The sequence below is a fragment of the Paraburkholderia sp. HP33-1 genome (assembly GCF_021390595.1).
Classification (GTDB): domain Bacteria; phylum Pseudomonadota; class Gammaproteobacteria; order Burkholderiales; family Burkholderiaceae; genus Paraburkholderia.
Map to the genome: position 1 here is coordinate 3406389 of NZ_JAJEJR010000001.1, position 26952 is coordinate 3433340.

The window sequence follows — 26952 nt, forward strand, 5'->3', positions numbered from 1 at the left end:
GAGCCTTCGCTCAGTCGCTGGTCAGCTTCCACTTGCCGTCGACGATCTGCACCATCACACGCGCCCGCTGATCGAGACCGGCGTGGTCGTTCGCGCTCATGTTGAAGATGCCATGCGACGCGGGCAGATCCTTCGTGCCTTCGAGCGCGGTGCGCAGCGCCTCGCGGAATGCCGGCGTGCCGGGCGGGCCCTTCTTCAATGCGAGCGGGATCGCATGCTGCAACAGCAGGCCCGCGTCCCATGCGTGACCGCCGAACGTCGACACTGAGCCCGCGCCATACGCGGTTTCATACGCGTGCTTGTACGCAAGCGCGCTCTTCTTCACCGGATTCGCATCGGGCAGTTGCTCAGCGACCAGCAGCGGGCCGGCGGGCAGCCACGTGCCGTCGCAATCCTTACCGCACACGCGCAGGAAGTCGTTGTTCGCGACACCGTGCGTCTGATAGTACTTGCCCTTGTAGCCGCGCTCCTTCAATGTTTTCTGCGGCAGCGCGGCCGGCGTGCCCGCGCCCGCGATCAGCACCGCGTCCGGGTTCTGCGACATCATCTTCAGCACCTGGCCCGTAACCGATGCATCGTTGCGAGCAAAGCGCTCGTTCGCGACGATCTTGATCTTCGCCAGGTCAGCAGCCTTGCCGAATTCCTTGAACCAGCTTTCGCCGTACGCGTCGGAAAAGCCGATGAACGCGACCGTTTTCACGCCGTGATTCGCCATGTGCTGCGCGATCGCGGTAGCCATCAGGATGTCGTTTTGCGGCGTCTTGAAGACCCATCCGCGCTTCGCGTCCATCGGTTCGACGATGCCCGCGGCCGCGGCCATCGAGATCATCGGCGTAGAGGTTTCGGCGGCGACGTCGATCATGGCGAGCGAGTTCGGTACGACGGTCGAGCCGATCAGCGCATCGACGTGGTCTTCGCTAGTGAGCTTGCGGGTGTTCTTGACCGCCTGAGTGGAGTCCGTCGCGTCGTCGAGGACGATGTAGTCGATTTTCTGGCCCGCTACTTCTTTCGGCAGCAGCGCAATCGTGTTCTTTTCCGGAATCCCGAGTGAGGCGGCAGGCCCTGTTGCCGACACGGTGACGCCGATTTTCACGTCCGCGAATGCATGACCGCTCCATGCAGCCGAAACTCCAGTGGCGACCACTGCCGCGCTGATCCATCGCAATGCCGACTTCATCCTGCTCCTCTATTAACCCCATTATTCAATTGCAATTAAATCCACGAATTTAATTGCCGACCCAGTGGTCGGTAAATGACGAGTTTAGCGGACGCAAGCGCCGCGCTGCAAGCAGCTCGCAGACTTGCGACGTTTAAAGACAGCGCTTCGCGGGGAATAAAAAATGGCTTGCGGATTAGCCGGATATTGCGCCGAATAAATTCGAGAGCGCAAATGAAAAAGCGCTGTTGGATATCAATCCAACAGCGCTTTCTTCTGGGCACTTAGTGCCTCAATTGTCTCCTCGTTCTCCACCTGCAAATTCGTGGTGCATCAGAACTGGGTGAAGATTAAACGACCGCCTAAGCTGTAACAACTAGCAATTACCCTAGTGGTGCACTGCGGCACCGAACTGGGGCAGGTTCGGCGGATTTACGCCGCACAATTTGCCGCAAGTTCGCTCAACCCTCTGATTCAGCGGACCTTCATGAAGAGGTGCAATTAGATCGGATGCCGAAGGAATGGTTTATCGCACTGCATCAAGCGCGCGACCTTGCAGGCCCGATCAAACAGATGATCTCAAGCTCGCAGCGGCCGCACACGTGCGACGATCTCCCCAACGATGCCGCGTCGGAACGCAAGCACACACGCGATAAAGATCAGCCCAGTGACGATCGTCACCGACTCGCCGAGTGAGTGGAACCAGTCGATGCCTGTCACCGACGCCAGCGCCGAGCCGATATCGCCGAGCCGGTCTTCGAGCGACACGATCAGCGCGGCGCCAAGCAAGGGGCCAAACAGCGTGCCCATGCCGCCTACCAGCGTCATCAGGATCACGAGGCCGGACATCGTCCAATAGGCATCGCTCAGCGTTTCGAAGCCTTGCACCAGCACCTTCAGCGAACCCGCGAGGCCCGCGAGGCCAGCCGACAGAATGAATGCGAGCAGCTTGAAACGGTCGGTATCGTAACCAAGCGACACCGCACGCGGCTCGTTTTCCTTGATCGCGACGAGTACCTGCCCGAACGGCGAATGCACGATGCGCACAATCAGCAGGAACGCTGCGACGATCACCGCGAGCACGACGAAATACAGCGCGACATCCGAGGACAGACTGAGCATGCCGAACAGCTTGCCGCGCGGCACGCCTTGCAGGCCGTCTTCACCGTGCGTGAATGGCGCCTGCAGGAACACGAAGTAGACCATCTGCGCGAGCGCGAGCGTCACCATCGCGAAGTAGATGCCCTGACGGCGAATCGCGAAGAAACCGACGACGAGCCCAAGCAGCGTCGCCACCGCGGTGCCGCTCACCACACCGAGTTCCGGCGAAAAGCCGAGCGTCTGCATCGCATAGCCTGCCACGTAGCCAGCCGACGCAAGGAACATCGCGTGACCAAAGGACAGCAAGCCCGTATAGCCGATCAGCAGATTGAAGGCGGCCGCGAACAGCGCGAAGCACAGCACCTTCATCACGAAGAGCGGATAGATGCCGAGCACCGGCACCGCGAGCAGCACGATCAGCAGCAGACCGTAGAGCACTTTTCTCTGCATCATTTTTCCCTGCCGAAAAGACCCGCCGGACGCACGAGCAGCACGAGCGCCATGATCACGAAGACGACGGTCGCCGACGCTTCGGGGTAGTACACCCGCGTCAGTCCTTCGACTACGCCGAGCATCAGGCCGGTCAGAATCGAGCCCATGATCGAGCCCATGCCGCCGATCACGACCACCGCGAATACGGTGATGATCATCGACTGGCCCATCAGCGGCGACACCTGAATCACCGGTGCCGCGAGCACACCGGCAAACGCCGCAAGCGCGACGCCAAAGCCGTAGGTCAGCGTGATCATCAGCGGCACGTTGATGCCGAACGCCTCGACGAGCTTCGGGTTTTCGGTGCCCGCGCGCAGATACGCGCCAAGCCGCGTCTTCTCGATCACGAACCACGTCGCGAAGCATACGACGAGCGACGCGACGACCACCCACGCGCGATAGTTCGGCAGGAACATGAAGCCGAGATTGGTCGCGCCCGACAGCGCCGCCGGCACGTCGTACGGCTGGCCCGACGAGCCGTAGATCGAGTGGAACACGCCTTCGATCACGAGCGTGAGACCAAACGTCAGCAACAGACCATACAGATGATCGAGCTTGTAAAGCCAGCGCAGCATCGAGCGCTCGATCACGATGCCGACCAGCCCGACGATCAGCGGCGCGAGCACCAGCATCACCCAGTACGGCAGATTGAAATACGACAGCCCCATCCACGCGAGCATCGCGCCGAGCATGAACAACGCGCCATGCGCGAAGTTGATCACGTTGAGCAGGCCGAAAATCACTGCCAGCCCGAGGCTCAGAATCGCGTAGAACGAGCCGTTCACGAGCCCGAGCAGAAGCTGGCTCAGCATCGCCGGTAGCGGAACGCCAAAGATGTCCATTGAAGCCCTTAGCCCTTCAAGCCATCGTCAAGGTGAGATCGGTTACGCACGATCCGGCCGCCACGCGACGAGCGGATGCTGCTCATCACGTGCGGCATCTGAAACGCTTAACCGCCAGCGCGCGCCCCTGCACCGCCGGCGGTTCTCCCAGGTCTGCGCGGTCCGCGACCGCTTACTCGGAGCCCGCGCTTACTTCCACATCGCGCAGCGGGTCTGCGCCTTGGTCGTGAAGGCCTGATCGCCAGGAATCGTCGCCATGATCTTGTAGTAGTCCCACGGCTCTTTTGATTCGGCCGGTGTCTTCACCTGCATCAGGTACATGTCGTGGATCATGCTGCCGTCCTCACGGATGTAGCCCTTCGCGTAGAAGTCGTCGATCTTCGTCTTGCGCAGCTGCGCCATCACCTTGTCCGGATCGGTCGTGCCGACCGCCTGCACCGCCTTCAGATAGTTCATCGTCGCCGAGTAGTCAGCAGCCTGCAGGCTCGACGGCATCTTCTTCATCTTGTCGAAATAGCGCTGCGACCACTTGCGCGTGTCGGCGTTCTTGTTCCAGTACCAGCTGTCGGTCAGCACGAGACCTTGCGTCGTGTCGAGACCGAGGCTGTGCACGTCGTTGATGAACATCAGCAGCGCGGCGATCTTCATCGTCTTCGGAATGCCGAACTCCTTCGCGGCCTTGATCGAGTTGATCGTGTCGCCGCCCGCGTTCGCGAGACCGAGGATCTGCGCCTTCGACGCCTGCGCCTGCAGCAGGAACGAGGAGAAGTCCGATGCCGACAGCGGATGACGCACCGCGCCGAGTACCTGGCCGCCGTTCGCCTTCACGACGTCCGAGGTCGCTTTTTCAAGCGCCTTGCCGAAGGCGTAGTCTGCCGTCAGGAAGTACCACGTCTTGCCGCCCTGCTTCGTCACCGCCGAGCCCGTGCCATTTGCCAGCGCGGTCGTGTCATACGCGTAGTGGATCGTGTACGGAGTGCATTGCTCGTTGGTCAGCGTATCGGCACCGGCGCCGACATTGATGTAGACCTTGTGCTTCTCGCCCGCGACGGTGTTCGTCGACAGAGCGGTCGCCGAGTTCGTGCCGCCGATCACCATGTCGACGCCATCGCGATCGAACCATTCGCGAGCGCGCGACGCCGCGATGTCCGCCTTGTTCTGGTGATCCGCGTACAACACCGTGATCGGCTTGCCGTTGACCTTGCCGCCGAAGTCTGCGACCGCCATCCGGATCGCTTCAAGACCGCCCGGCCCGTCGATGTCCGCGTACAGTCCCGACAGATCCGTGATGAAACCGATCTTCACGGCATCGTCGGCCGCTTGCGCGCTGCCCAGCGTCAGTGCGGCGCCGGCGGCGACCGCGAAACAGAGTGAGGCAAGCCGCGCGAGTGGGTTTCTTTTCATGCGTGTCTCCTGGTTATTCGCTTGTGGTTATCAGAGGCAGTCGGGCGTGAGGGAGTCCGTGTCTATACGCCCAGTAAATCATGGAGCACCGGCATCTTGCCTTCGAGCTCGCCGGCCCCGAAATGCTCGACGATCATGCCGTGTTCCATCACATAGAAACGGTCCGCGAGCGGCGCGGCAAAGCGGAAGTTCTGCTCGACCATCACGATCGTGTAGCCGCGCGCCTTCAGCGTGACGATCATACGCGCGAGCGCCTGCACGATCACAGGCGCGAGCCCTTCCGAGATTTCATCGAGCAGCAGCAGATTCGCGCCGGTGCGCAGAATCCGCGCGACCGCGAGCATCTGCTGTTCGCCGCCTGAGAGCCGCGTGCCCTGACTCATGCGCCGCTCGTACAGGTTCGGGAACATCGCGTAGATTTCCTCGAGCGACATCATGTGCGCCTTGTCGCCGATGGGCGGCGGCAGCAGCAGATTTTCCTCGCACGACAGGCTCGAAAAAATACCGCGTTCTTCCGGGCAATAGCCGATGCCGCAATGCGCGATGCGATGCGTGGGCAGACCGATCGTTTCGCGTCCGCCGATCCGGATCGAGCCGGTGCGGCGACCCGTGAGGCCCATGATCGCGCGCAGCGTCGTGGTGCGGCCCGCGCCATTGCGCCCGAGCAGCGTCACGACCTCGCCGCGGCCGATCGACAGATCGACGCCGTGCAGAATATGGGATTCCCCGTACCAGGCTTGCAGTCCCGCGATTTCCAGCGCGGGTGCGCCGCTTTTCGTTTCGTTCGCCTCGACGCCTTCGCGCTCGACCGTCGTATTCATGCGTGGGCTCCGGCGAGCGCCGCGTCGGCGCTGCCCATGTAGGCTTGCATCACGAGCGCATTCTTCGACACTTCCGCGTAGCTGCCCTCGGCGAGCACTTCACCCCGTTGCAGCACGGTGATCGTGTCGGAGATACCGGCGATCACGTTCATGTTGTGCTCGACCATCAGGATCGTGCGGCCCGCCGATACTTTTTTGATCAGCGCGGTTACGCGGTCGACGTCCTCATGACCCATGCCCTGCGTCGGCTCGTCGAGCAGCATCAGTTCCGGCTCCATCGCGAGCGTGGTCGCGATTTCGAGCGCGCGCTTGCGGCCGTATGCAAGCTCGACCGTCAACACGTCGGCGAAATCGGTCAGGCCGACCTGGGTCAGCAGATCCATCGCGCGATCGTTCAGACGCTGCAGCGTACGCTCGCTCTTCCAGAAGTGAAACGCGGTGCCGAGCGAGCGCTGCAAACCGATGCGCACATTCTGCAATGCCGTCAGATGCGGAAATACCGCGGAGATCTGGAATGAACGGATGATGCCGCGCCGCGCGATCTGCGCAGGACGTTCGCTGGTGATATCGATGCCGTTGAAAACGATCTGACCCGCGGTGGGCTCGAGGAATTTGGTGAGCAGATTGAAGCAGGTGGTCTTGCCCGCTCCATTGGGGCCGATCAGAGCATGGATCGAGCCACGGCGCACGCGCAGGTTGACCCCGTTCACGGCGACAAAGCCTTTGAACTCACGGGTGAGGCCGCGCGTTTCGAGAATCGTATCGCCGAGAATCATGTTCCCTTCCATACGGAGTAAGGCGAAGCATTACGATCTTTCCGCGCGAAGCTCTGCGCGACTTGTTATGTTGGCGGCACCCCTTGCCGCTCGTTGGCGTGCCGCACCAATCCCGATGTTACCCACGGCGCGGCACGCACATCGCTGACATTGTCGCGCCAATGATGCAGCGCATTCATTGGGATTTGCACTTAGTGAACGAGGCCCGCGCCGTGCGCACACGCAGCATGTCACACGGCTGACATCAACGCGGCGACACTCGTTGGCGCGGCCATGCTGCCGCTCACGCGCGCGCGACGATCCTCGCGGATCATGTCGCTCGCGCGCTCGGCGATCATCAGCGTCGGCGAATTGGTATTGCCCGACGTAATGTTGGGCATCACCGAGGCATCGACGACCCGCAAGCCTTCGACTCCGAAAACGCGTAGCCGGTTATCGACGACGGCGGCGGGATCGTCGCTCGTGCCCATGCGGCAGGTGCCGACCGGATGGAAGATCGTCGTGCCCACCGCGCCCGCGGCCTGCTGCAATTCTTCTTCGCTCTGATACTGGAGGCCCGGCAGAATCTCCCGCGGCTGATAGCGCGCGAGCGCGGGCGCAGCGACGATGCGACGCGTGAGCCGTAGCGCGTTCGCGGCGACGTGGCGGTCGTAATCGGTCGACAGATAATTCGGTGCGATCAACGGCGGCGCAGCCGCATCGGCCGACGCAATATGGATGCTGCCGCGCGACGTGGGGCGCAGCTGACACACCGAAGCCGTGAACGCGTTGAAGCGATGCAGCGGTTCTCCAAAGCGATCGAGCGACAAAGGCTGCACGTGATACTCGAGATCGGGTCGCGAGAGCGAGCGATCGTCGGCGTCGGACTTCGCGAACGCACCGAGTTGCGACGGCGACATCGACATCGGTCCGCTCTGAAACAATGCGTACTGCATGCCGATCATCAGCTTGCCCCACCAGTGCGCGGACAGTGTATTCAGCGTGCGCACGCCCTGCACCTGATACGCCATGCGCAGTTGCAGATGGTCCTGCAGATTTTCGCCGACGCCGCGCAGATCCTGAACGACCTCGATGCCGAGATCCTGCAGACGCGCGCCATTGCCGACGCCGGACAGTTCGAGCAGTTGCGGCGAGTTGACCGCGCCCGCGCAAAGGATCACTTCGCAACGTGCTTTGGCGAGATAGTCGACCTCGCCGCCACGATATTCGACCCCGCTGCAGCGGCGGCCATCGAACACGACACGCTGCGTGTGGGCACCGGTAATGACCGTCAGATTCCCGCGCTTCAGCGCGGGCCTCAAAAATGCCTTCGACGCATTCCAGCGAATACCGCGCTTCTGATTGACGTCGAAGTAGCCGACGCCGGTGTTGTCGCCGCGATTGAAATCGTCAGCGGCGGGAATGCCGGTTTGCTGCGCGGCTTGCGCAAACTCTTCGAGAATCTTCCATTTGAGGCGCTGCTTTTCGACGCGCCACGGTCCGCCTGCACCGTGCGATTCGGTGGCGCCGCCGTAATGGTCCTCGCTGCGCCTGAAGACCGGCAGCACCGCGTTCCATGACCATGCGCTGTCGTTCGTCACGCGCGCCCATTCGTCGTAGTCTTCGCGCTGGCCGCGCATATAGATCATGCCGTTGATCGATGAACTGCCGCCGAGCACGCGCCCACGCGGATACGACAGCGCGCGGCCGTTCAGACCCGGTTCGGCCTGCGTCTTGTACAGCCAGTCCGTGCGCGGATTGCCAATGCAGTACAGATAGCCGACCGGCACGTGAATCCAGTGGTAGTCGTCTTTGCCGCCGGCTTCGAGCAGCAGCACCTGGACGTCGGGATCTTCGGTGAGCCGGTTCGCCAGCACGCAGCCCGCGGTGCCCGCACCGACAATGATGTAGTCGAACTCGCCTTCGAGCCGCCGTGGGGTCCCGGGCGTACTGTCGCTATGACTCATCGTTCAGTCTCCTAAGCATTTTTGCCGCGCATGCGTGGACGCTTGAGCGTTCCAACGCATGCGCGGCGAAGGGCTTTTATTTTTTGTGGAGCGCGTGCGGACTTGATGTTGCACGCAACCGCCCGACTATTTGGCGACCGGCATCGTGAATTCAGCGCCCTTCGCAATGCTGTCGGGCCAGCGCTGCATGATGCTCTTGTAGCGCGTGTAGAAGCGCACGCCTTCCTCACCGTACGCGTGATGATCGCCGAACAGCGACTTCTTCCAGCCGCCGAACGAATGCCAGGCCATCGGCACCGGAATCGGCACGTTGATGCCGACCATGCCGATCTCGATCTGGCGCGAAAACGCGCGCGCAATACCGCCGTCGGACGTGAACAGCGACACGCCGTTCGCAAACTGATTCGCGTTGATCAGCTCGACCGCGGAAGCAAAGTCAGGCACGCGCACGACGCACAGCACCGGTCCAAAAATCTCCTCACGGTAGATCTTCATCTCGGGCGAGACGTCGTCGAACAGCGTGCCGCCGAGGAAGAAGCCCTTCTCGCGCCCCGCGACCGCATGACCGCGCCCATCGACGACGAGCTTTGCGCCCGCCGCGACGCCAGCGTCGATATAACCGACCACCTTGTCGCGATGCGCGCCGGTAACGAGCGGCCCCATTTCGGCGGCCGCTTCCATGCCGTCGAGGATCTTCAGGCTCTTCACGCGCGGCGTCAGACGCTCGATCAGCTCATCGGCGATATGCCCCACCGCGACCGCCACCGAAATCGCCATGCAGCGCTCGCCGGCCGAACCGTAGGCGGCGCCGATCAGTGCGTCGACGGCCTGGTCGAGATCGGCGTCGGGCATCACGACGAGGTGATTTTTGGCACCGCCCAACGCCTGGACACGCTTGCCATGCTTCGTGCCTTCCGTATAGATATATTCGGCGATCGGCGTCGAGCCGACGAACGACAGCGCGCTCACTTCCGGATGCACGAGCAGCGCGTCGACCGCGACCTTGTCGCCGTGCACGACGTTGAACACGCCGTCCGGCAAGCCAGCTTCCTTCAGCAGTTCGGCGAGCCGGTTCGACGCGGACGGATCGCGTTCGGACGGCTTCAGCACGAAGGTGTTGCCGCACGCGATCGCGACCGGGAACATCCAGCACGGCACCATCATCGGGAAATTGAACGGCGTGATACCCGCGACCACGCCGAGCGGCTGACGCAGATTCCAGTTGTCGATGCCGCCACCGATCTGATCGGTGAAGTCGGTCTTCAGCAGATTCGGGATGCCGCATGCAAATTCGACGATTTCGATGCCGCGCATCACCTCGCCTTTCGCGTCGGAAAACACCTTGCCATGCTCGCGCGTGATCAACTCGGCAAGTTCGTCGTGATGACGGTCGAGCAATTCCTTGAACTTGAACAGCACGCGCGCGCGTTTGATCGGCGCGGTTTCGCTCCATGCGGGAAACGCGGCTTTCGCGGCCGCGATCGCGGCATCCACCTCGGCGACGCTCGCGAGGGGCACATGCGCGCTGACCCTGCCGAGCGCCGGATTGAAGACATCGCCAAAGCGCCCGCTCGTGCCTTCGACGGGCTTGCCGTTGATGAAATGACTCAGCGCGCGTGCGCCAGCCGCCCGGCGTGCTGCGACGTCCTGGGCGCTTTCGTTCGGCGCGGTTTCGTTCTGATATGTCTCGCTCATCTCGTTCCTCTTCCTGTGAAATCTTCCGCTTCGCGCTCGATACTGCGCGCCGAAGCATGCTGAATGCCAAGCGTACGGCGCTTACGGACGACAAATCCAATGAGTAATGCTCAATTGCGCTATAAGCCGCGCTAATATCAGGTTATGGATCTGACTCTGCTTAGGGCCTTCGTCACCGTCGCACGCGAGGGCAACCTCACGCGTGCCGCGGTGCAACTGCACCTGACCCAACCTGCCGTCAGCCTGCAAATCAAGCACTTGCAGGAGACGCTCGACGTGACGCTGTTCACGCGGACTTCGCACGGGCTCGCGCTGACGCGCGACGGCCAGGCGCTGTTGCCGCACGCCGAACGCGCGCTCGGCGCGGCAGCCGACGTACAACGCGCCGCGCAGACGCTGCGCCAGGAGGTGCGCGGGCGCCTGCGCATCGGCACGATTCTCGACCCCGAGTTTCTGCGCCTCGGCGGTTTCCTGAAGCAGCTCGTCGAGACCTGGCCGCAGATCGAGACCGCGCTGCGCCACGGCATGTCAGGCTGGGTGCGCGAGCAGATTCGCGCGGGCGAGCTCGACGTCGGCTACTACATCGGCCTGCCGTCCGACGAGGACACCCGCGATGGCGCCACGTTTCACGCGGTCACGCTCACGCATTTCCAGTATCGCGTGCTCGCGCCGGCGGGCTGGAAAGATCGCGTGAAGGGTGCGCGTGACTGGCGCTCGCTCGCGGCGCTGCCGTGGATCTGGACGCCGCCGGCGTCCGCGCACAACCGGCTGCTGTCGCGGTGCTTCGGCGAGGCGGGCGTGAAGCCGGTCAAGGTGGCTGAGGTGGACCAGGAGCCGTCGATGCTCGATCTGGTCAAGTCGGGCGTCGGTCTCACGCTCGCGCGCGACGCGACCGCGATCGCCGAGGCGCATGCGCACGCGCTGACGATCGTCGACGGCATCACGGTGCCGACCCAGTTGAGCTTCATTACGCTCGACGAGCGCAAGGACGAGCCGGCGATCGCGGCGGCGTTGAAGCTGATCGAACAGCAGTGGGCGACCTGAGCGGGGGCGGTCCGACTCGCGTTGCGATATGAGTCTCGCTAATGCCCGCCCCTCTCCCACCTGAGCGCCGCACTGAAACCAACTTGTCACGAAGTTTTTGCTAGATTGTCGATCTACGCCCGCGCCGCGGCCTCGCGCCGCTTTCCCTTCCGCCTGACTTTGTCCTTCCCGGCGGCTTCTCCCCGGCAACACCAGCAACCGCGGAAGCCGCCGGTCACTCCATCCATCGACAGGAGCCTGACATGGCACGCAACATCGAAATCAAAGCCCGCGCCCAGCACTTCGACCAACTGCGCGAGCGCGCCGCGCAGCTCGCGACGGAGGCTCCGCTGATCTTCCGCCAGCAGGACTTTTTCTACGACGTGCCGCGCGGACGCCTGAAGCTGCGTCAGTTCGACGACGGCACGCCGGCCGAGCTGATCTTCTATCAGCGTGACGACCGCGACGGCCCAAAGGCGTCGTACTACACGCGCAGTCCGGTGACGAATCCCGAAGCAATGCATGCGCTGCTCGCGACCGCCCTGACCACCCGCGGCATCGTCTCGAAGGAACGGCACGTGTATCTGATCGGGCGCACGCGGATCCATCTGGATCGCGTTGACGGTCTCGGCGATTTCGTCGAACTCGAAGTGGTGCTCGCGCAGAATGACGACGAAGAAGGCGGGCATGCCGAAGCGCACGCGATGTTCAAAAGCCTCGGCGTGTCCGAAGCGGATCTCGTGCCGGTCGCCTATGTCGATCTGCTCAATGCCGAAGATCAGCCAAAACAGGCGGCATAAAGCTCGGGGCACCGCAGGAGCCGCGGCACCGTACGCGCGGCTCCCTCTTTCCACCTGCCGGCGTCGCCGGCAATCTCGTCAATCCCTCAACCCGCCGCCGCCCCCGGCGCCAGATGCCCCAGCGGCAACGGCCCATTGCGCTTGAACGTGGTCAGCACGATATTCGAGCGCACGCTATCGACGCCCGGCACGCGCATCAGCTTCTTCATCACGAAGGTCGACAGGTAATTCAGATCCGGCGCGACGATGCGCAGCAGATAGTCGGCATCGCCGACGACCGCATGGCATTCGAGCACTTCCGGCAGTACGTCGATTTGCTGCTGAAACTGCTCGATGATCGAATCGCCGTGATGCTTGAGCTTCAGGCTCGTGAAGGCGGTGACGCCGAGCCCGAGCTTTTCGGGCCGTAGCACGACGCGATAGCCATCCACCACACCGACCTGTTCCAGCCGCTGCAAGCGCCGTCCGATCTGCGACGGCGACAGCGGCACCTGCTCGGCCAGCTGCTGATGCGTAGCGCGGCCAAAGCGCTGCAGCACGTCGAGCAGCGCGAGATCGAAGTGATCGAGTTCCAGCATGTTCATTTCCCGCATCAAATGGCTATTTAATGCACGATTATTGCACATCGTCGCATCATCTCGCCAATCTTGCGCCCTTCCCGCGTGTGCTCCGCTCTACACTTGCATTCACCGATCTCACGCAATTCAAGCTGTTAGAGCAGCTTCGCCATGTCCACCGCCGCCAGCACCGCCAAACTCAAGGAACCGTTCGACGCCGGTCTCGAAATCCGCGCCGACTTTACGATCGACCAGCCGATCGAACGCTACGGCGCGGTCGATCATGCGGTCTGGCAACAGCTATACGCGCGGCAAACGACCTTGCTCGAAGGCCGCGTTTGCGATGAATTCCTCGCGGGCGTCGAGCGCATTGGCCTGCCGCCCGACCGGGTGCCGTGCGTCGCCGACGTCAATGCGAAGCTCACGCCCGCGACCGGCTGGCGCATCGTCGCGGTACCCGGCCTCGTGCCGGATCAGGTGTTTTTCGAGCATCTCGCGAATCGCCGCTTTCCGGTTACGTGGTGGATGCGCAGCCCGGACCAGCTCGACTATCTGCAGGAGCCCGACTGCTTTCACGATCTGTTCGGCCATGTGCCGCTGCTGATCAACCCGATGTTCGCCGACTACATGCACGCGTACGGCCGCGCCGCACTGGCGGCCAATCACGCGGGCGCGCTGCCGCTGCTCGCGCGGCTTTATTGGTACACAGTGGAGTTCGGGCTGATCCGCGATGCAGGGAGTCCGAACGGCGTGAAGATCTACGGTGCGGGCATCGTCTCGAGCAAGGGCGAGACGCTTTACAGCCAGCAGAGCGCGGCGCCGAACCGTCTCGGCTTCGCGCTGGAACGTGTGATGTGCACGCGTTATCGGATCGACACGTTCCAGAAAACCTACTTCGTAATCGATGACTTCGCGCAACTGTTCGGCGTCGCGCAAACCGACTTCGCGCCGCTGCTGGCGAAGCTCGCCAACGCACCCGCCTATGCGGCCGGCGACGTGTTCGACAGCGACTTCGTAATCACGCGAGGAAACCGCGAAGGCTGGCACACCAGCGATGACACACCATGATTCAGAAACTGACTTCCGGGGAGCGCACCCGGCAACTGGCGAAACTGCATGGCTGGGAAAGCGTGCCGGAGCGTGACGCGATTCGCCGCGCATTCGAGTTCGCCGACTTCAATGAGGCGTTCGGCTTCATGACGCGCGTCGCCATCAAGGCGCAGGAAATGGATCACCATCCCGAGTGGTTCAACGTGTACAGCAAGGTTGACATCATGCTGTCCACCCATGAAGCGAATGGCGTGACCGAACGCGACATCGCGCTGGCCACGTTCATCGACAGTATTGCTGCCTGATACAAATAATTACGGGCTTTGACGCGTGTTTATCCACGGCTGGTCGCGTAATCAGGCCACAATGAAAGGGCAATGCAGGCAATTCCCTGGGTAAACCTTCAGATCTACAGGCTATTATTAAGTTGAACGTAAGCTTCCCACGCCTGCCTTGCAATCGGGTCGAAACGATCCAGTGATAGCGACTTCTGACGCTGTACAATCAGCAGCGCATATGGCTTGGAGAGCGCGCTTGCCTCCTTGCACAGAACGAGTTCGTCGCCGCTCGAAGGTGAGCGGGCGCGCCAGAAGTTGATCGCGGCTTCCAGTTCGTGAATGCTTATCTCGGACATGACTTCGCGACGGCTGGTAAGGTGCTTCGAGGCAGCTCGACAGCGGCTTTGCGGCGCGTTTTCCGCCGCTTCGCACGCTGCCTGTGTAGCAGGCGCCCCGGCGAACCACTTGCCCAAACGCCTAAACCCATTGTACTTGAGCGAAATCCATGCGACTCCTTCTCATCGAAGATGACCGCCCCATCGCACGCGGCATCCAAAGCAGTCTCGAACAAGCCGGCTTCACCGTCGACATGGTCCATGACGGCATCTTTGCCGAGCAGGCCCTCACGCAAAACCGCCACGAACTCGTGATTCTCGATCTGGGTCTGCCGGGCATCGACGGCATGACGCTGCTGTCGCGTTTCCGCCAGAGTAATCGTCACACGCCGGTGATCATCCTGACCGCGCGCGACGAACTGAACGATCGCGTCCAGGGCCTGAACTCGGGCGCCGACGACTATATGTTGAAGCCGTTCGAACCCGCCGAGCTCGAAGCGCGCATTCGCGCGGTGATGCGCCGCAGCGGTCCGCACGGTGACATGCCGCGCCCGGAGGTGTCGCTGGGTGGCGTACGCCTGTCGGGCGTCGATCGCCGCATCTTCAACGACGACAAGCCGCTCGAGTTGTCGCCGCGCGAGTTCGCGGTGCTCGAAATGCTGCTGCTGCGTCATGGCCGCGTGGTCAGCAAGGCGCAGCTTCAAGATCACCTCACGCACTTCGGCGGCGATCTCGGCGATACCGCGATTGAAGTCTACGTGCACCGCGTGCGCAAGAAGCTCGAGAACTGCCGTGTCGAAATCGTCACCGTGCGTGGCTTCGGCTACCTGTTGCAGGAAATTCGCCAGGCCGCATGATCGTCGTGAAGGCCGCGCAGCGAGTCGCGGCCTGACGGCCCCGGACCGGCGCCGCGCAGCGGCTGCGCCCGCTGCGCGCCGTGCCGGCATCCAAACGGTCTCTGGGCGCTTCGCGTCGTTGCCACCGCAGTTGCCACTTTCCCGCGCGTACGAACATGCACCAGCCGGCCGCCAATAGTCTGCGCCGCACGCTGCTGCGACGCCTCGCTGCTCCCCTGTCGCTGCTCGCGCTGATGAGCGGCCTGATCGCTTACTGGCTCGCCTGGCAGTACACGCAGCACGTGGTCGACCGCTCGCTCGCGGACCTCGCGACCGCAATTTCCAAACAGATTCAGATTGCCGGACCGGACGCGCCCGTCACGGTGCCGCCGCTCGCGCAGGCGATGTTCTCCGACCCGGTCGAACATCTGGTCTACCGGATCAGCAACGGCGAAACCGAAATTGCCGGCGACAACGATCTGCCGCTGCAAGGCACCAACGTGCGCCGCATGCATTACGCATACGTATTCGAGACGCAGCACCAAGGCGTGACCGTGCGCGTCGCGCAGGTGCGGGTCGATCAGCCGAACGGCAATCCGATCGTCGTCGAAGTGGGCCAGCCGGTGCATCACCGCTTCCGCATCGCCGCCGAGTTCCTGGTTGCGATCATGATGCCGCTATTGTTGCTGCTGCTGGCCGGCTGGGTGATCGTGTGGCGCGTCGTCAATCAGCAGCTCAATCCGCTGACTGCGCTCGCCGATTCACTGAACCGGCAGACCCACACGTCACTCGAACCGGTCGACGAAACCTATGTGCCGGTCGAGATCCGTCCGCTGACGGGCGCGCTGAATGCGCTCCTCGATCGTTTGAAAGCCGCCCTCGACGCCCAACGCAAATTCATCGCCGATGCCGCGCATCAGTTGCGCACACCGCTCACCGCGGTGAAGCTGCATGCGGAGCAGGCCGCCGTCGCGCGCGATCCGCAGCAGACGCTCGCGGCCGTGCGCGAGCTGCGCGCCGCGGCCGATCGCGCGGTGCGGCTGTCGAATCAGTTACTGTCGCTCGCGCGCGCCGAGCCAGGCGAGCAGGCGGCCCGCTTCGTCAATCTCGACATGGCCGCGCTCGCATTCGACACCGGCGCCGAGTGGGTGCCGCGCGCGCTTCGGGTACACGTGGATCTCGGCTTCCAGCGCCTCGACGATCCGTCGAACGGTGAGCCGTTGATGGTGCGCGGCAGCCCGGTGCTGCTGCACGAAGTGATCGCGAATCTGCTCGATAACGCGCTGAAGTATGTGCCACCCTCGCGCGCCGACGGCGCCCGTATCACGGTGACGGTTTCGCAGGCCTCGAATGACGATCTGCGCATGGCCGAGATCGTCGTCGAAGACAACGGGCCAGGCGTGCCGCGTTCGCAGCAGGCGGATCTGTTCAAGCGATTTTTCCGGGGCGACGGGCAGGCCGACGCGGGCGTCGACAGCGGTGCGGGTCTGGGCCTCGCGATCGTCCACGACATCATGGTGCTGCATCATGGCAGCGTGCATTACGAGGATGCGCCGGAGGGAGGCGCACGCTTTATCGTGAGAATTCCGTTGTTGCCGCGAGGTGAGTCCGCAGGTGCTGGCACCGCCCACGATGCCAATGCGCGGCGCACCACAAAAAAACCGGCGCACTCGGCGCCGGTGGATTTATAGGGATGTGAGCGGCCTCACTCCCGGGCCGCGCCTCATTTCTTCTTCGATTTCTTCGCCGACTTGCCCGACTTCTCCGGCTTGCTGCCGCCCTTGCCCTTCTGCGGCGGCGCCAGCATCGTGCCGCGGCACTTGCGCGCGCCGCAGCGGCATTCGTATTCCTTTTTCAGCTTCTTTGTCTGACGCGCGTCGATCACGAGCCCGTAGTCGTAAAAGACTTCCTCGCCTTCGGCGATATCGCGCAGCGCGTGCACGTACACGTGCCCGTCGATTTCCTCGGCCTCGCAGTTCGGCGCGCACGAATGGTTGATCCAGCGCGCGCTATTGCCGTTCACCTTGCCGTCGATGACCTTGCCGTTATCCAGCGCGAAATAAAACGTGTGATTCGGTTCGGCCGGATTATGCGGATGACGGCGCAACGCTTCTTTCCAGCTAATCCGCTCGCCCTTGTATTCGATCAGCCGCTCGCCGGCCGCGATCGGCTCGAGAGCAAACACGCCTTTGCCGTGCACACCCGAACGGCGCACGGCGATCCTGCGTGAATTCATTGAATGAATCCTTGTGAAGAACTGGGGAATGAAGTCTGGCAATCGTCAGGCGCGTCTTGCGCGCGGCTTTTTCTGACGCGAATAACAAACGCGGCGCCCTGCGAGCGCCGCGTCGACTTGCGACGCGCATCGCGCCACAACCGGCATCCTACACGCTGTCGGCGACTTCCTTCAACAGTCAGCCGCTCCGTTTGTTCAACGTACGACGGGCGTCACCGTTGACCGAACGAAATCTCGCCGAACAGCGCTTTCTGATCGCGCGGCTGCGAACGCCAGTACTGCGGCGGCGCTTCGACGGTCGCGCCGAGTTGCGCGGCGGCATGCCACGGCCAGCGTGGGTTATAGAGCAACGCACGAGCCAGCGCGATCAGATCGGCATCGCCCGCTTCGATCAACTGCTCGGCGTGCAGCGGATCGGTGATGAGTCCGACGCCGATCGTCGCGAGACCGGTTGCGTGCTTGACCGCCTTCGCGAACGGGATCTGATAGCCCGGTTCGAGCGGAATTTTCTGCAACGGCGACACGCCACCCGACGACACGTCGATCCAGTCGCAGCCGCGCTTTTCCAGCTCGTGCGCAAACGCGATCGTGTCTTCGAGCGTCCAGCCGCCTTCGACCCAGTCAGTCGCCGACACGCGCACGCCGACCGGTTTGTCGGCAGGGAATGCGGCACGCACGATGTCGAAGATTTCGAGCGGAAAACGCATGCGGTTTTCGCGCGAGCCGCCGTAGTCGTCGGTGCGCTGATTCGCGATCGGCGACAGGAACTGATGCAGCAGATAGCCGTGCGCGGCATGCACTTCGAGCGCATCGATGCCAAGACGCGCGGCACGCCGCGCAGATGCGGCGAACGCCTCGCGAATCCGGTTCAGGCCGGCGACATCGAGCGCCAGCGGCGGTTCCTCGCCCGGCTTGTGCGGCAAGGACGACGGCGCATGCGGCAGCCACCCGCCTTGCGACACCGGAATCAGCTGACCGCCTTCCCACGGCACATGGCTTGATGCCTTGCGGCCCGCGTGCGCCAGTTGCATCGTCACGTTGATATGCGAATGCTTGCGGATCGTGGCCAGCACCGGCACGAGTGCCTCTTCGGTCGCGTCGTCCCACAAGCCGAGGTCGCCCGGCGTGATGCGGCCATCCGGTTCGACTGCGGTTGCTTCGATGCACAGCATGCCCGCGCCGGACAGCGCGAGACTGCCGAGGTGAATCATGTGCCATGCGGTCGCTTCGCCGCGTTCCGCGGAATACTGGCACATCGGGGAGACGACGATACGATTGGGAAGCGTCACGCTACGCAGCGTGAGCGGAGAGAAAAGCGCGCTCATGGATTACGCCCAATGAAAGCCCGAGAGCGATCGAGCATAGCACTGCAAGGGGTTTACTGCATGAACGTGGCGCCTGGTCGGACGCCAACGGGGCCATTCGGTTAGCCAATCAGACTTTCGACTCGACCTGATCGAGCCATTCGCCGAACATGCGACACGCGGCGGCTTCGAGCGCGGGGCCGTATCGAGCGGTGTCGGCGCGCAACTGACGCGCGTCGATGCCGCGGCCGGCCAGTTCGTTCGCATTCCCAATCAGCCAGGGCTCGAACCGGTCGGTGCGAATCTCAGGATGACACTGCAAGCACAGCACGTGATCGCCCCATGTGAAGGCCTGATTCTCGCAGGCCGGAGTCGAAGCGAGACGGGTCGCGTTGGCGGGCAGATCGAAGGTATCTCCATGCCAATGCAGCATCGACGTATGAGCGCCATCCAGATGGCGCAGCGGCGAGACGCGACCGGCATCGGTCAGCGTGAGCGGCGTCCAGCCGAGTTCGGCCTGAGCCGCAGGATAGACGCGCTCACCGAGCGCCCGCGCGACCAGTTGTGCGCCGAGGCAGATGCCGAGCGTCGGCAGACCGGCCGCGATGCGTTTTTCGATCAACGACAGCAGCGGCTTGAGCGTGGGGTAGAGCGCCTCGTCAGAGGCGCTGATCGGGCCGCCGAGCACGACCATCAGCGACGCGGCAACCGGATTGGGCGCCTCGATACGGGCGAGGCCCACATCGAGATAGCGGACCGGACGCCCGCGCTCGCCGAGCACGAGCTCGAGACTGCCCAGATCCTCGAAGTGCACATGGCGAATGGCCAGTACTTCCCGGTTCATCGGCCTACCCTATCTTCAGGTTAACTAACGACTTGCCGGCAACGACTCAATCCTTGCACGGCGCCAGCCGGCAGACAGACGGCGCATGCCGCCCGCCGCTGCCGGCCAGGCCATGTTAGCGGATTGCCCCGGAAGACGCCGCGTTACTGGGCGAAGATCTTCCAAGTTTTCTTCTGGGTGGCGACGTCCGCGGTTTCGTGCACGGAGCAGTCGAGACGCAGATCGGTGTCCGCCATGTTCAGGTCGAGCAGCGCGCAGTGATGCGGCGTCTTCTTTGGATTCTTGCTCGGCTGCAAATGCGTGCAGCTCAGGCACATACGATGCGACGGGATCGTGTTTTGCGCTTCGAGCTGATAGATGGTCTTGAGCAGCGTGCGATAGAACACGGCCTGCTCCTCGTCGCGCAGCGTACCGACCGCCTTGCTCAGGAAGTCCGGCCATTGCGCGGCGCGTTTGGCCGCGGTGCGGCCACGCGAGGTCAGGCGTACCGCGAGCGCACGACCGTCGTCGAGTGCGCGACGCTTTTCGACCAGGCCCTTGGTTTCGAGCGTGCTCACCGCATCGCTGGTGGTCGCGGCGGTCAGCGCCGTTTCACGCGCGATTTCGCCGAGACGCATCGGCCCCTTGCGTTGCATCAACAGCACGAGGATTTCGCCCTGGGTCGGCGTAAGGCCTGCGGCTTCCGCCCATTCCCAAGCCTGGCTTCGCATCGCCGTGCTCAATCGCAAGAGGCTGTGGGTCACTCGCCCGTTTGCCTGTTCTCCGTATACGCCTTCGCTCATAATCTTCGATTCGTTTATTTACCGTTTCGGTGCGATGCCGGCGACTGCTTGCCGGAATACGCCCGTTGCGTGTGTGGGGTAGCTTCTCCCAACCGCGGATGAAGCCGTTTTTACTATCTCAAAAATATACCGCCTTGGAAGCTCCAGGCGGCGAAAACGACATTCTATGCGAGAGCTGCAAATCGTACAGCTAACTTATCCAAAGGGGGCTGTGGATAAGCAGGGGAAAACGTTTGGACAGCCTGTGCAGCGTTTTACAACAAGCACTTGCAGCAAGTTGAACGATTCCTCGGTTCTGCTTGCAGGGCTTGGCCGACAGCGGTTTTACGAGCCCAGTTATCATTTCCCCAGCGCGTTGACTTTGCAAGAAATTATTCAGTTGTCCACAGCCTTTAGCAAGCCTGCTTACGAATACTACGCTTGTATACGTAAAGTTTCGGAAAACCTGAAGGGCTGCGCGCGTGAAAAATCATAAAAAAATTTTTACGAAAAAAAACCCGCACGCGGCGGGTTTCGTCGAAACGTCGCGTACGTAGCGCACGCAAACGTTTTTTTGCAGTCTTCACGACTACGCACGCCACTGCAGACACTGTTGCCGCACCACTTCGTGTAAGGACTTTTCCTGCGCAAACACGCTGCGTAGCCACTTCGCGTCATTGACCTGGCCACGCGCGATCGCGCCGATTTCGGCCAGTGCGTTGACCGAACCGAGCGCTTGCGCGTGCGGAGCGATCCGTTCGAGCGTTTCGAGGATATCCTCGGAAATCGTCTTGCGTTCCCCGGTTTGCGGATTGATGCAGGTACCGCCGAGTCCGAAGCGGCAGGCCTCGAAACGGTTGAACGTGTAGACCAGATAGTCGTCTTCCTGCGGCGTGATCGGCTTGTCGAGCAGCAGATGACGCGCGAGCGTCTGGATGTAGCAGGCGATAGCCGCGGCGCGATCCACCGAAAACGGCGTATCCATCACCCGCACTTCGATCGTGCCGAAGCCGGGCTTCGGGCGGATGTCCCAGTAGAAATCCTTCATGCTGTTGACCACGCCCGTGTGGACCATCTTCGAGAAGTACTCCTCGAAGCTGTCCCACGTCAGCACGAACGGCGCCCGGCCCGACAGCGGAAACGCGAACACGGAATTCAGCCGTGCCGAATGAAATCCGGTATCCACGCCCTGCACGAAAGGCGACGACGCCGACAGCGCGATGAAATGCGGGATGAATCGCGACATCGAATGCAGCAGATACAGCGCGCTGTTCGGATTCGGGCACCCGATGTGCACGTGCTGGCCGAACACGGTGAACTGCTTCGCGAGATAGCCGTACAACTCGGAAAGATACTGAAAGCGAGGCGTATCGACGATCTGCCGCTCACTCCATTGCTGGAAGGCATGCGTGCCGCCGCCGCACAGGCCGACGTTCAGATGATCGGCTGCGGACACCAGCGTGTCGCGAATCTTGCGTAGATCGGCGACCGCCTGCTCGTGCGACGTGCAGATACCGGTCGACAGCTCGATCATGCTCTCCGTGATCTCCGGCGTGATATTGCCGGGGATTTTTTCATCCTTGATAAGGCGCAGCAGGTCCGTACCGGCTTTGGTCAGATCATAGTCATGCGTATTGACGATCTGCATTTCGAGCTCGATACCGAACGTAAACGGTTTCGAATCGATGAAGGGTTCGAGTGACATGGCGTCCCCTAGGTCAGGTCGTTTGAAGCGATGGTGTTGAAAAAGGGTTCGTGAAACGCGCGAGCCAACAAAATGCGCGTTTCGCGCTTACTCCTCGCGCCGCTCAGCGACGAGCGCGAGGCTGCGATAGACGAGCCACGGCCCGAGAATCTGCAGCACGAAGATCGAACACATGACGATCGCGCGCAGTTGCGGATCGAAATTCGGATAAAGGTTGTAGGTGTCGTCGACGAGCAGATACGCAAGCGCCGACATGGGTGACAACGACAGCCCCAGCGCCACGCCCTGCTTCCAGTTCAGGCCGCTTGGCTTCGCAAACGCAAGCACGCCGACCAGCTTCGCCGCGAGCCGCGCAACGATCAGCCCCAGCGCCGCAACTCCGCCCAACGCGATGTGCTTCCACTCGAACGACGTCAGCGTCAACACGAACAGGATAACGGTCAGCAGCCAGCCGGCCGTGCCGAAATGCTGCGGCCACAACTGCGGACGCGCTTCGTGATTCTTCACGATGATGCCTGCGGCGAGCAGCGCGAGAATCGTCGACAGCTTAAACAGATGCGCGATCGCGATCGCGAGCAGCACGAGACCGAACAGCGCGACGAACGAATGCTCGTCGTGCATGTTAAGGCGCCGATAAAAGAATGTGCAGGTGCGCGCGAGCAGATACGCGAGCACGAGCGAGCCGACCAGCAGATACAACGGCTGCAGGATGGTCGCAAACACGTTGCCGTAAACCTCCTGATGCAGCCAGCTCGACACGAGCTTTTCAATCACGACCGCATACATGCTGTTCAGCGCGGTCAAGGTCAGAAGACGCTGCGTGACCTGGCCTTCGGCGCGCAGTTCTGTTTTGAGCTGGATCACCATCGCCGGCGATGTCGCCATCGCGATCGCGGCGAGTACGGTCGCGACCATCAACGGCACGTGCAGGAACAGAAGCACCGGCAGTACCAGCACGAAAGTCAGCGTGGCTTCGGCGACGCTCGACAGGATCAGCCACGGATTACGGCGAATCCAGCGCAAATCCAGCCGGCTGCCCAGTTCGAACAACAACAGGCCGAGCGCGACGTCGAGCAGCGGCCGCGCGGCGCTCGCGGATTCCGCATCGATCACGCCAAAGCCAGCCGTGCCGGCCACGAGGCCGATCACCGCGTAGCCGGAAATACGAGGTAAACGCCAGGCGCGATAGCAGAGCTCGCCGCACAGACCGGCGGCAAGCAACGCAAGACCTGCCCAGAAAATGGCGTCAGGTGAAAGCGGCCACGCTGGCAGAAACGAAAACGCCGAATTCATCGTAATGGGTTCTCCTTGGCAGCAACGGCAGACGACACGAAACGACGCAGACGCACGCCGTGGCACGAGCGAACCGAGCGCGCTCGTTGTCGCAAGCGCTTCGCGAAGTCAGCGTTGCGAGGTTTCAATGATCGGATGATCGGAACGCGCCGCGCACGCAAAGAACCGCACAGAGTCCGGCACATTCACGGATGCGGCTGGTGCAACACGCACGGTGAAGGAACGCCGTCGACTTCGAATCAGATTCTGTTTGACCGGCACCGTTCCAATGCTGCGCGTGCCGCCAGATGCTGTGGCACGGCGCGGAAAAGAACGGGGATTGTGCCACAGCTTTTTCCGCATCGACCGAAAAGACGTTAACTTGCTGGCAAAACGGTAAATAAGTACGTTATTTTCGCGACGAACGGAAAAAGCGACCTTTTTTCGACATATCACGCCAGTTTCGACTACCTCGCGAACAGCGGACTCGAGCGCCAGTGTTTACGCGGCGCGTGTGATCTCGATATGTGGTTTCGTCTGCGTTTCCCGCTTGCTCGTTTACGCGCGTCTACGTTTACCCGAGGCAATGGGAGATCCGTTTACGCGAAATCGAATGGAATTCAGCCAGCCCGATGGGCGGGGCGTTAGCCCCCGGCTTTGCTGTTTACTGGTTTACCGTATGTATACGTAGTAACAGTTAACAAGATGCCTCGGTTTCTGTGGATAACCCACGTTTACCGAAATGAATCAGCGAGTTGCCGACCGCATAACCGGATGCACAGCATGTGCGGCAGCCGCCGGTATACGCGAGCAACTTTTCGCGCTTTTTCGCGACGTTCGAGTTACCCCGTTTACGTCCACAATGGTTCCACACGACTTGCGTAGGTTAACTGCGCAGTTATCCACAGGTTGCGGTGGATAAGCCGGAACGCCGGTTAACGCGGTTTACCCGGTGGGCGGCGCTCATCTGCCCGACGCAGTGGTTAACTTCGAAATAGTCACAGCCGGTTAACTGACCGTCCCTTGCCGCAACGCGCGCAGCAAAAAACGCGCAGGGTCGATGTCTTCGGCGAGGTCGCGTTCGAGCGGCCACGGCTCGCCTTCGATCTGCGATGCGATCAGCTCAGCCCCAAGCGCGGCCCACACCAGCCCGCGAGAACCATAGGCGAATGCGCCGTACAGGCCGTCGACGCGTGGCAGATCGAGCGGCCATGCACCGCGTAGGCGCGCAGCGTCGCGCGAAGCCGCGACTTCGTCGGCGAGCTGGCCGATCATCGGCATGCGGTCGGAGGTCACGCAACGAAACGCAACGCGACCTGCGAGCGAGGTCAGCGGCGCGGCATCGAGTGCGCCTGCGAACGCGGGCAGCATCTGTGCGACGCGCTCGATATTCTCGCGATGACCGTCGGCCCGCAATGACGTGTCGGGGTCATCGAGTTCATAGGTCGCCCCCGTCAGCGTGACGCCGTTCGCGAGCGGCACCGCGTAGCCCTCGCCGATCACGGGCAACGTGAGCGGCGCGACGGTACCCGCCGGCAGCAAGCTCAACTGACCGCGAATGCTGCGCGTCGGCGCATAACGCAAGCCGGCGATGGGCGCGGCTTCATGTGCGCCCGCGACGATCACGACCGGCGCACGCGCGAGCGCATTGCCCGCGGTGTCGAAGACGGTCCACTGATCGCCGGAACGTTCGAGACGCGCGACGTCGACGCCGAAGCGTCGTTCGACCAACCCGCCTGCCGCGGCGAGCTGCGCCGCGCACAGCGAGGCCGGATCGATCCAGCCGCCACGCGGAAAGAACCAGCCGCCACGCGCGATCGGCATGCCGGCGAGTTGCGCTGCATCGGCCGCGCCGACCGGCGTCACGTAGTCGGACGGATAGCGGAACGTGGCGATCGCGTCGCCGATCGCGCGCGCTTCGTCGTCGTCCGCGGCGATCTGCAGCAAGCCGCGATCGCCCCGCGCGAGTTGATGCCCTGCCCGTTCGAGCGCGGCCCAACGATTGAGCGCGTAAAGGAAGCCCGCGCGCGTGACGCGCGACGCGACGCTGTCGTCGCGCGAAATCATTGGGTGGAATACGCCGGCCGGATTGCCGGACGCGTCCTGCGCAACCGACGCATGCCGTTCGAGTGAAGTGACGCGCCAGCCACGTGCCGCGAGCCGTTCGATCACCGCGCAGCCAGCCAGCCCCGCGCCGATCACGACCGCATGTCGCGCGTCGTACGCGAACGGCGCGGGTGGCTCATAACGGCGCACGCGCCAGCGCGGCGCGAAGCGGCCGACCAGCATCGCGCGTTTCCAGCCGAAGCCGTCGACCTTCCGATACTCGAAGCCGCATTGCGTCAGTGCGCGTTTGACGTCGCCCGCGCTGGTGTAAGTGGCGAAGGTCGCATCATCGGCCGCGACGCGTGCGAGCGACTTGAAGATGGCCGGGCTCCATAGCTCCGGATTTTTCGCTGGTGCGAAGCCATCCAGATAAAACGCGTCGGCACGCAGCCGCAACGCGGGCAGGCTCTCGACTGCATCGGCAAAGATCAGCGTCAACACGACTCGTCCGCCTTCGAATTCGAGCCGGTGCGTGCCGGGCACGAGCATCGGCCATTCGGTCGCGAGCGTGTCCGCGAGTTCGGATATCAGCGGTTCGGAGATCGTCATCGCGAGGACGCGGCGCAAATCGGCAGCGCTAAACGGATGCTTCTCGGTCGACACGAAATGCAGCCGCTCGCAGCGTGCGGGATCGGCGCGCCATGCAGCCCACGTCACGAGAAAGTTGATGCCGATGCCAAACCCGGTTTCAAGCACGGTGAACGTGCGACGGCCTTGCCATCGTTCGGGCAATTCGTTGCCACGCAGAAAGACGTAGTGAGCCTGCTCGAGCGCGCCGACGGCGCTGTGATAGATGTCGTCGTAGAACGGTGAATAGGGGCTGCCGTTGTCGCGGAAAGCGAGGACGGCGGAGATCAGCGGATCGGTCATGCGCGACGAAAAAACACGCTCAAAAGGACGCTCGAAAGAGCAGGTTCGATGGACCGAGTCGGTGCGTGCCGCTCGCGATTCGTCCTAAAAGACCCACCGGGACACGTGCGGGCGCCTTGCCGCGTTGGAAAAAACCAACGCCAAGCCCCGCCAGGACTGGGTTTCAGGCCTCGTTTAGGGGGTGCAGAGGGGCAAAATTTCGATTTCCTCGCAAGAACGGCCCGAGAACCGCGCATTTCTTCGAAAGCCTTATCCTGATTGGGTTTGCGCTGCGCTATCATAGCAAGCGCCGCGAAGGGAGCGGCAGCACGGCCGCCGAACAGGGTTCTGTTTGGCGCGAGAGATCTTCAGGATCAGGACCGCAGCTGCTCGACGGCGCGGTGCGCGCACGTATAATCGGCGCGGTCGCGCTGTTCGTATCAACCTAAACTCAGAAAGGAACCTTAATGAACAAACAGGAACTGATCGACGCTGTCGCAGGACAGACGGGCGCCAGCAAAGCTCAAACCGGTGAAACGCTGGACACGTTGCTTGATGTGATCAAGAAGTCTGTGTCGAAGGGTGATGCGGTCCAGCTGATCGGCTTCGGGAGCTTTGGTTCGGGCAAGCGCGCAGCGCGTACGGGTCGCAATCCGAAGACCGGCGAAACTATCAAGATTCCGGCTGCCAAGACAGTCAAGTTCACGGCAGGCAAGGCGTTCAAGGACGCGGTCAACAAGCGCTAAGCAGATTACCGTCGGGC

General features: G+C 62.5%; 25 protein-coding genes. 8 read left to right on the forward strand and 17 right to left on the reverse strand.

What is annotated here, in order from left to right:
- Positions 1–10: 10 nt before the first annotated feature.
- The 8 genes from L0U81_RS15690 to L0U81_RS15725 form a co-directional block, all read right to left on the reverse strand.
- Positions 11–1177 carry an ABC transporter substrate-binding protein gene (locus tag L0U81_RS15690; RefSeq protein WP_233804059.1) on the reverse strand — a complete coding sequence of 389 codons (1167 nt, stop codon included), beginning with the start codon at positions 1175–1177 and terminating at the stop codon, positions 11–13.
- A 558-nt stretch (positions 1178–1735) separates the two neighbouring features.
- The gene (locus L0U81_RS15695; protein WP_233804370.1) at positions 1736–2707 is read right to left on the reverse strand and encodes a branched-chain amino acid ABC transporter permease; all 972 of its coding nucleotides are present in this window, start codon (positions 2705–2707) and stop codon (positions 1736–1738) included.
- On the reverse strand, positions 2707–3591 hold the full coding sequence (locus L0U81_RS15700; RefSeq protein WP_233804060.1) for a branched-chain amino acid ABC transporter permease: 885 nt from the start codon (positions 3589–3591) through the stop codon (positions 2707–2709). The genes L0U81_RS15695 and L0U81_RS15700 overlap by 1 nt, the downstream gene beginning before the upstream one ends.
- A 189-nt stretch (positions 3592–3780) precedes the next feature.
- Positions 3781–4995: an ABC transporter substrate-binding protein gene (locus L0U81_RS15705; protein ID WP_233804061.1), complete on the reverse strand. Its 1215-nt coding sequence runs from the start codon at positions 4993–4995 to the stop codon at positions 3781–3783.
- Positions 4996–5057: 62 nt separating this feature from the next.
- The gene (locus tag L0U81_RS15710; RefSeq protein WP_233804062.1) at positions 5058–5816 is read right to left on the reverse strand and encodes an ABC transporter ATP-binding protein; all 759 of its coding nucleotides are present in this window, start codon (positions 5814–5816) and stop codon (positions 5058–5060) included.
- A complete protein-coding gene (locus tag L0U81_RS15715) occupies positions 5813–6592 on the reverse strand; it encodes an ABC transporter ATP-binding protein (protein WP_233804063.1) in 780 nt (259 codons plus the stop codon). The genes L0U81_RS15710 and L0U81_RS15715 overlap by 4 nt, the downstream gene beginning before the upstream one ends.
- Before the next feature lie 230 nt (positions 6593–6822).
- A complete protein-coding gene (locus L0U81_RS15720) occupies positions 6823–8538 on the reverse strand; it encodes a GMC family oxidoreductase (RefSeq protein WP_233804064.1) in 1716 nt (571 codons plus the stop codon).
- A 126-nt stretch (positions 8539–8664) separates the two neighbouring features.
- Entirely contained in the window at positions 8665–10233 is a 1569-nt protein-coding gene (locus L0U81_RS15725; protein WP_233804065.1) for a CoA-acylating methylmalonate-semialdehyde dehydrogenase, read from the reverse strand.
- Between the two features lie 144 nt (positions 10234–10377).
- Between L0U81_RS15725 and L0U81_RS15730 the strand changes: the two genes are divergently transcribed.
- Positions 10378–11277, forward strand: a complete 900-nt coding sequence (locus L0U81_RS15730; RefSeq protein WP_233804066.1) for a LysR family transcriptional regulator — start codon at positions 10378–10380, stop codon at positions 11275–11277.
- 242 nt (positions 11278–11519) lie between these two features.
- Positions 11520–12056: a class IV adenylate cyclase gene (locus tag L0U81_RS15735; RefSeq protein ID WP_233804067.1), complete on the forward strand. Its 537-nt coding sequence runs from the start codon at positions 11520–11522 to the stop codon at positions 12054–12056.
- An 86-nt stretch (positions 12057–12142) separates the two neighbouring features.
- On the opposite strand, the gene L0U81_RS15740 is transcribed toward L0U81_RS15735, so the two are convergent.
- Entirely contained in the window at positions 12143–12634 is a 492-nt protein-coding gene (locus L0U81_RS15740) for an Lrp/AsnC family transcriptional regulator (RefSeq protein WP_008917944.1), read from the reverse strand.
- A 150-nt stretch (positions 12635–12784) separates the two neighbouring features.
- On the opposite strand from L0U81_RS15740, the gene phhA reads away from it, so the two are divergent.
- The gene (gene phhA / locus L0U81_RS15745) at positions 12785–13681 is read left to right on the forward strand and encodes a phenylalanine 4-monooxygenase (RefSeq protein ID WP_233804068.1); all 897 of its coding nucleotides are present in this window, start codon (positions 12785–12787) and stop codon (positions 13679–13681) included.
- A complete protein-coding gene (locus L0U81_RS15750) occupies positions 13678–13968 on the forward strand; it encodes a 4a-hydroxytetrahydrobiopterin dehydratase (protein ID WP_233804070.1) in 291 nt (96 codons plus the stop codon). Before phhA ends, L0U81_RS15750 begins: the two co-directional genes overlap by 4 nt.
- A gap of 104 nt (positions 13969–14072) precedes the next feature.
- Here the strand turns inward: L0U81_RS15750 and L0U81_RS15755 are convergent, their stop codons facing one another.
- Positions 14073–14297 (reverse strand): DUF3717 domain-containing protein, encoded by a 225-nt coding sequence (locus L0U81_RS15755; protein WP_233804072.1) that lies wholly within the window; start codon positions 14295–14297, stop codon positions 14073–14075.
- 149 nt (positions 14298–14446) lie between these two features.
- Here L0U81_RS15755 and L0U81_RS15760 point away from each other — a divergent pair, with 149 nt between their 5' ends.
- On the forward strand, positions 14447–15133 hold the full coding sequence (locus L0U81_RS15760; protein WP_013090980.1) for a response regulator: 687 nt from the start codon (positions 14447–14449) through the stop codon (positions 15131–15133).
- 155 nt (positions 15134–15288) lie between these two features.
- Positions 15289–16803, forward strand: coding sequence for a sensor histidine kinase (locus L0U81_RS15765; RefSeq protein WP_233804074.1), 1515 nt, complete (start codon positions 15289–15291; stop codon positions 16801–16803).
- Positions 16804–16835: 32 nt separating this feature from the next.
- Here L0U81_RS15765 and L0U81_RS15770 read toward each other — a convergent pair whose 3' ends face one another.
- The 4 genes from L0U81_RS15770 to L0U81_RS15785 all read right to left on the reverse strand — a co-directional run bounded on the left by L0U81_RS15770 (position 16836) and on the right by L0U81_RS15785 (position 20278).
- Complete coding sequence (locus L0U81_RS15770) at positions 16836–17348, reverse strand: SET domain-containing protein (RefSeq protein WP_233804076.1); 513 nt, start codon at positions 17346–17348, stop codon at positions 16836–16838.
- A 212-nt stretch (positions 17349–17560) separates the two neighbouring features.
- Complete coding sequence (locus L0U81_RS15775; protein ID WP_233804078.1) at positions 17561–18673, reverse strand: NADH:flavin oxidoreductase/NADH oxidase; 1113 nt, start codon at positions 18671–18673, stop codon at positions 17561–17563.
- Positions 18674–18782: 109 nt separating this feature from the next.
- The gene (locus L0U81_RS15780) at positions 18783–19496 is read right to left on the reverse strand and encodes a glutamine amidotransferase (RefSeq protein WP_233804080.1); all 714 of its coding nucleotides are present in this window, start codon (positions 19494–19496) and stop codon (positions 18783–18785) included.
- 143 nt (positions 19497–19639) lie between these two features.
- Positions 19640–20278, reverse strand: coding sequence for a MarR family winged helix-turn-helix transcriptional regulator (locus tag L0U81_RS15785; protein WP_233804081.1), 639 nt, complete (start codon positions 20276–20278; stop codon positions 19640–19642).
- A 166-nt stretch (positions 20279–20444) separates the two neighbouring features.
- On the opposite strand from L0U81_RS15785, the gene L0U81_RS15790 reads away from it, so the two are divergent.
- Positions 20445–20753 (forward strand): hypothetical protein, encoded by a 309-nt coding sequence (locus L0U81_RS15790; protein ID WP_233804083.1) that lies wholly within the window; start codon positions 20445–20447, stop codon positions 20751–20753.
- Between the two features lie 93 nt (positions 20754–20846).
- Here L0U81_RS15790 and L0U81_RS15795 read toward each other — a convergent pair whose 3' ends face one another.
- From L0U81_RS15795 to mnmC, 3 genes are all read right to left on the reverse strand, one after another.
- Positions 20847–21962 carry a YbdK family carboxylate-amine ligase gene (locus tag L0U81_RS15795; protein ID WP_233804085.1) on the reverse strand — a complete coding sequence of 372 codons (1116 nt, stop codon included), beginning with the start codon at positions 21960–21962 and terminating at the stop codon, positions 20847–20849.
- Positions 21963–22049: 87 nt separating this feature from the next.
- Positions 22050–23255, reverse strand: a complete 1206-nt coding sequence (locus L0U81_RS15800; RefSeq protein WP_233804087.1) for a cation:proton antiporter — start codon at positions 23253–23255, stop codon at positions 22050–22052.
- 987 nt (positions 23256–24242) lie between these two features.
- Complete coding sequence (gene mnmC / locus L0U81_RS15805) at positions 24243–26210, reverse strand: bifunctional tRNA (5-methylaminomethyl-2-thiouridine)(34)-methyltransferase MnmD/FAD-dependent 5-carboxymethylaminomethyl-2-thiouridine(34) oxidoreductase MnmC (protein WP_233804088.1); 1968 nt, start codon at positions 26208–26210, stop codon at positions 24243–24245.
- A gap of 446 nt (positions 26211–26656) precedes the next feature.
- On the opposite strand from mnmC, the gene L0U81_RS15810 reads away from it, so the two are divergent.
- Positions 26657–26935, forward strand: a complete 279-nt coding sequence (locus tag L0U81_RS15810) for an HU family DNA-binding protein (protein ID WP_233804089.1) — start codon at positions 26657–26659, stop codon at positions 26933–26935.
- Positions 26936–26952 lie beyond the last annotated feature (17 nt).

Excerpts from the sequence above, each read along its gene's own strand:
- L0U81_RS15725 (WP_233804065.1), bottom strand. The coding sequence starts at position 10,233 with ATGAGCGAGACATATCAGAACGAAACCGCGCCGAACGAAAGCGCCCAG.
- L0U81_RS15765 (WP_233804074.1), top strand. The coding sequence starts at position 15,289 with ATGCACCAGCCGGCCGCCAATAGTCTGCGCCGCACGCTGCTGCGACGC.
- L0U81_RS15695 (WP_233804370.1), bottom strand. The coding sequence starts at position 2,707 with ATGCAGAGAAAAGTGCTCTACGGTCTGCTGCTGATCGTGCTGCTCGCG.
- L0U81_RS15795 (WP_233804085.1), bottom strand. The coding sequence starts at position 21,962 with ATGTCACTCGAACCCTTCATCGATTCGAAACCGTTTACGTTCGGTATC.
- L0U81_RS15730 (WP_233804066.1), top strand. The coding sequence starts at position 10,378 with ATGGATCTGACTCTGCTTAGGGCCTTCGTCACCGTCGCACGCGAGGGC.
- L0U81_RS15690 (WP_233804059.1), bottom strand. The coding sequence starts at position 1,177 with ATGAAGTCGGCATTGCGATGGATCAGCGCGGCAGTGGTCGCCACTGGA.
- L0U81_RS15775 (WP_233804078.1), bottom strand. The coding sequence starts at position 18,673 with ATGAGCGCGCTTTTCTCTCCGCTCACGCTGCGTAGCGTGACGCTTCCC.
- L0U81_RS15780 (WP_233804080.1), bottom strand. The coding sequence starts at position 19,496 with ATGAACCGGGAAGTACTGGCCATTCGCCATGTGCACTTCGAGGATCTG.
- L0U81_RS15785 (WP_233804081.1), bottom strand. The coding sequence starts at position 20,278 with ATGAGCGAAGGCGTATACGGAGAACAGGCAAACGGGCGAGTGACCCAC.
- L0U81_RS15740 (WP_008917944.1), bottom strand. The coding sequence starts at position 12,634 with ATGCTGGAACTCGATCACTTCGATCTCGCGCTGCTCGACGTGCTGCAG.
- mnmC (WP_233804088.1), bottom strand. The coding sequence starts at position 26,210 with ATGACCGATCCGCTGATCTCCGCCGTCCTCGCTTTCCGCGACAACGGC.
- L0U81_RS15735 (WP_233804067.1), top strand. The coding sequence starts at position 11,520 with ATGGCACGCAACATCGAAATCAAAGCCCGCGCCCAGCACTTCGACCAA.
- L0U81_RS15705 (WP_233804061.1), bottom strand. The coding sequence starts at position 4,995 with ATGAAAAGAAACCCACTCGCGCGGCTTGCCTCACTCTGTTTCGCGGTC.
- L0U81_RS15715 (WP_233804063.1), bottom strand. The coding sequence starts at position 6,592 with ATGATTCTCGGCGATACGATTCTCGAAACGCGCGGCCTCACCCGTGAG.
- L0U81_RS15750 (WP_233804070.1), top strand. The coding sequence starts at position 13,678 with ATGATTCAGAAACTGACTTCCGGGGAGCGCACCCGGCAACTGGCGAAA.
- L0U81_RS15810 (WP_233804089.1), top strand. The coding sequence starts at position 26,657 with ATGAACAAACAGGAACTGATCGACGCTGTCGCAGGACAGACGGGCGCC.
- L0U81_RS15720 (WP_233804064.1), bottom strand. The coding sequence starts at position 8,538 with ATGAGTCATAGCGACAGTACGCCCGGGACCCCACGGCGGCTCGAAGGC.
- L0U81_RS15710 (WP_233804062.1), bottom strand. The coding sequence starts at position 5,816 with ATGAATACGACGGTCGAGCGCGAAGGCGTCGAGGCGAACGAAACGAAA.
- L0U81_RS15770 (WP_233804076.1), bottom strand. The coding sequence starts at position 17,348 with ATGAATTCACGCAGGATCGCCGTGCGCCGTTCGGGTGTGCACGGCAAA.
- L0U81_RS15790 (WP_233804083.1), top strand. The coding sequence starts at position 20,445 with ATGCGAGAGCTGCAAATCGTACAGCTAACTTATCCAAAGGGGGCTGTG.
- L0U81_RS15700 (WP_233804060.1), bottom strand. The coding sequence starts at position 3,591 with ATGGACATCTTTGGCGTTCCGCTACCGGCGATGCTGAGCCAGCTTCTG.
- L0U81_RS15760 (WP_013090980.1), top strand. The coding sequence starts at position 14,447 with ATGCGACTCCTTCTCATCGAAGATGACCGCCCCATCGCACGCGGCATC.
- L0U81_RS15755 (WP_233804072.1), bottom strand. The coding sequence starts at position 14,297 with ATGTCCGAGATAAGCATTCACGAACTGGAAGCCGCGATCAACTTCTGG.
- L0U81_RS15800 (WP_233804087.1), bottom strand. The coding sequence starts at position 23,255 with ATGAATTCGGCGTTTTCGTTTCTGCCAGCGTGGCCGCTTTCACCTGAC.
- phhA (WP_233804068.1), top strand. The coding sequence starts at position 12,785 with ATGTCCACCGCCGCCAGCACCGCCAAACTCAAGGAACCGTTCGACGCC.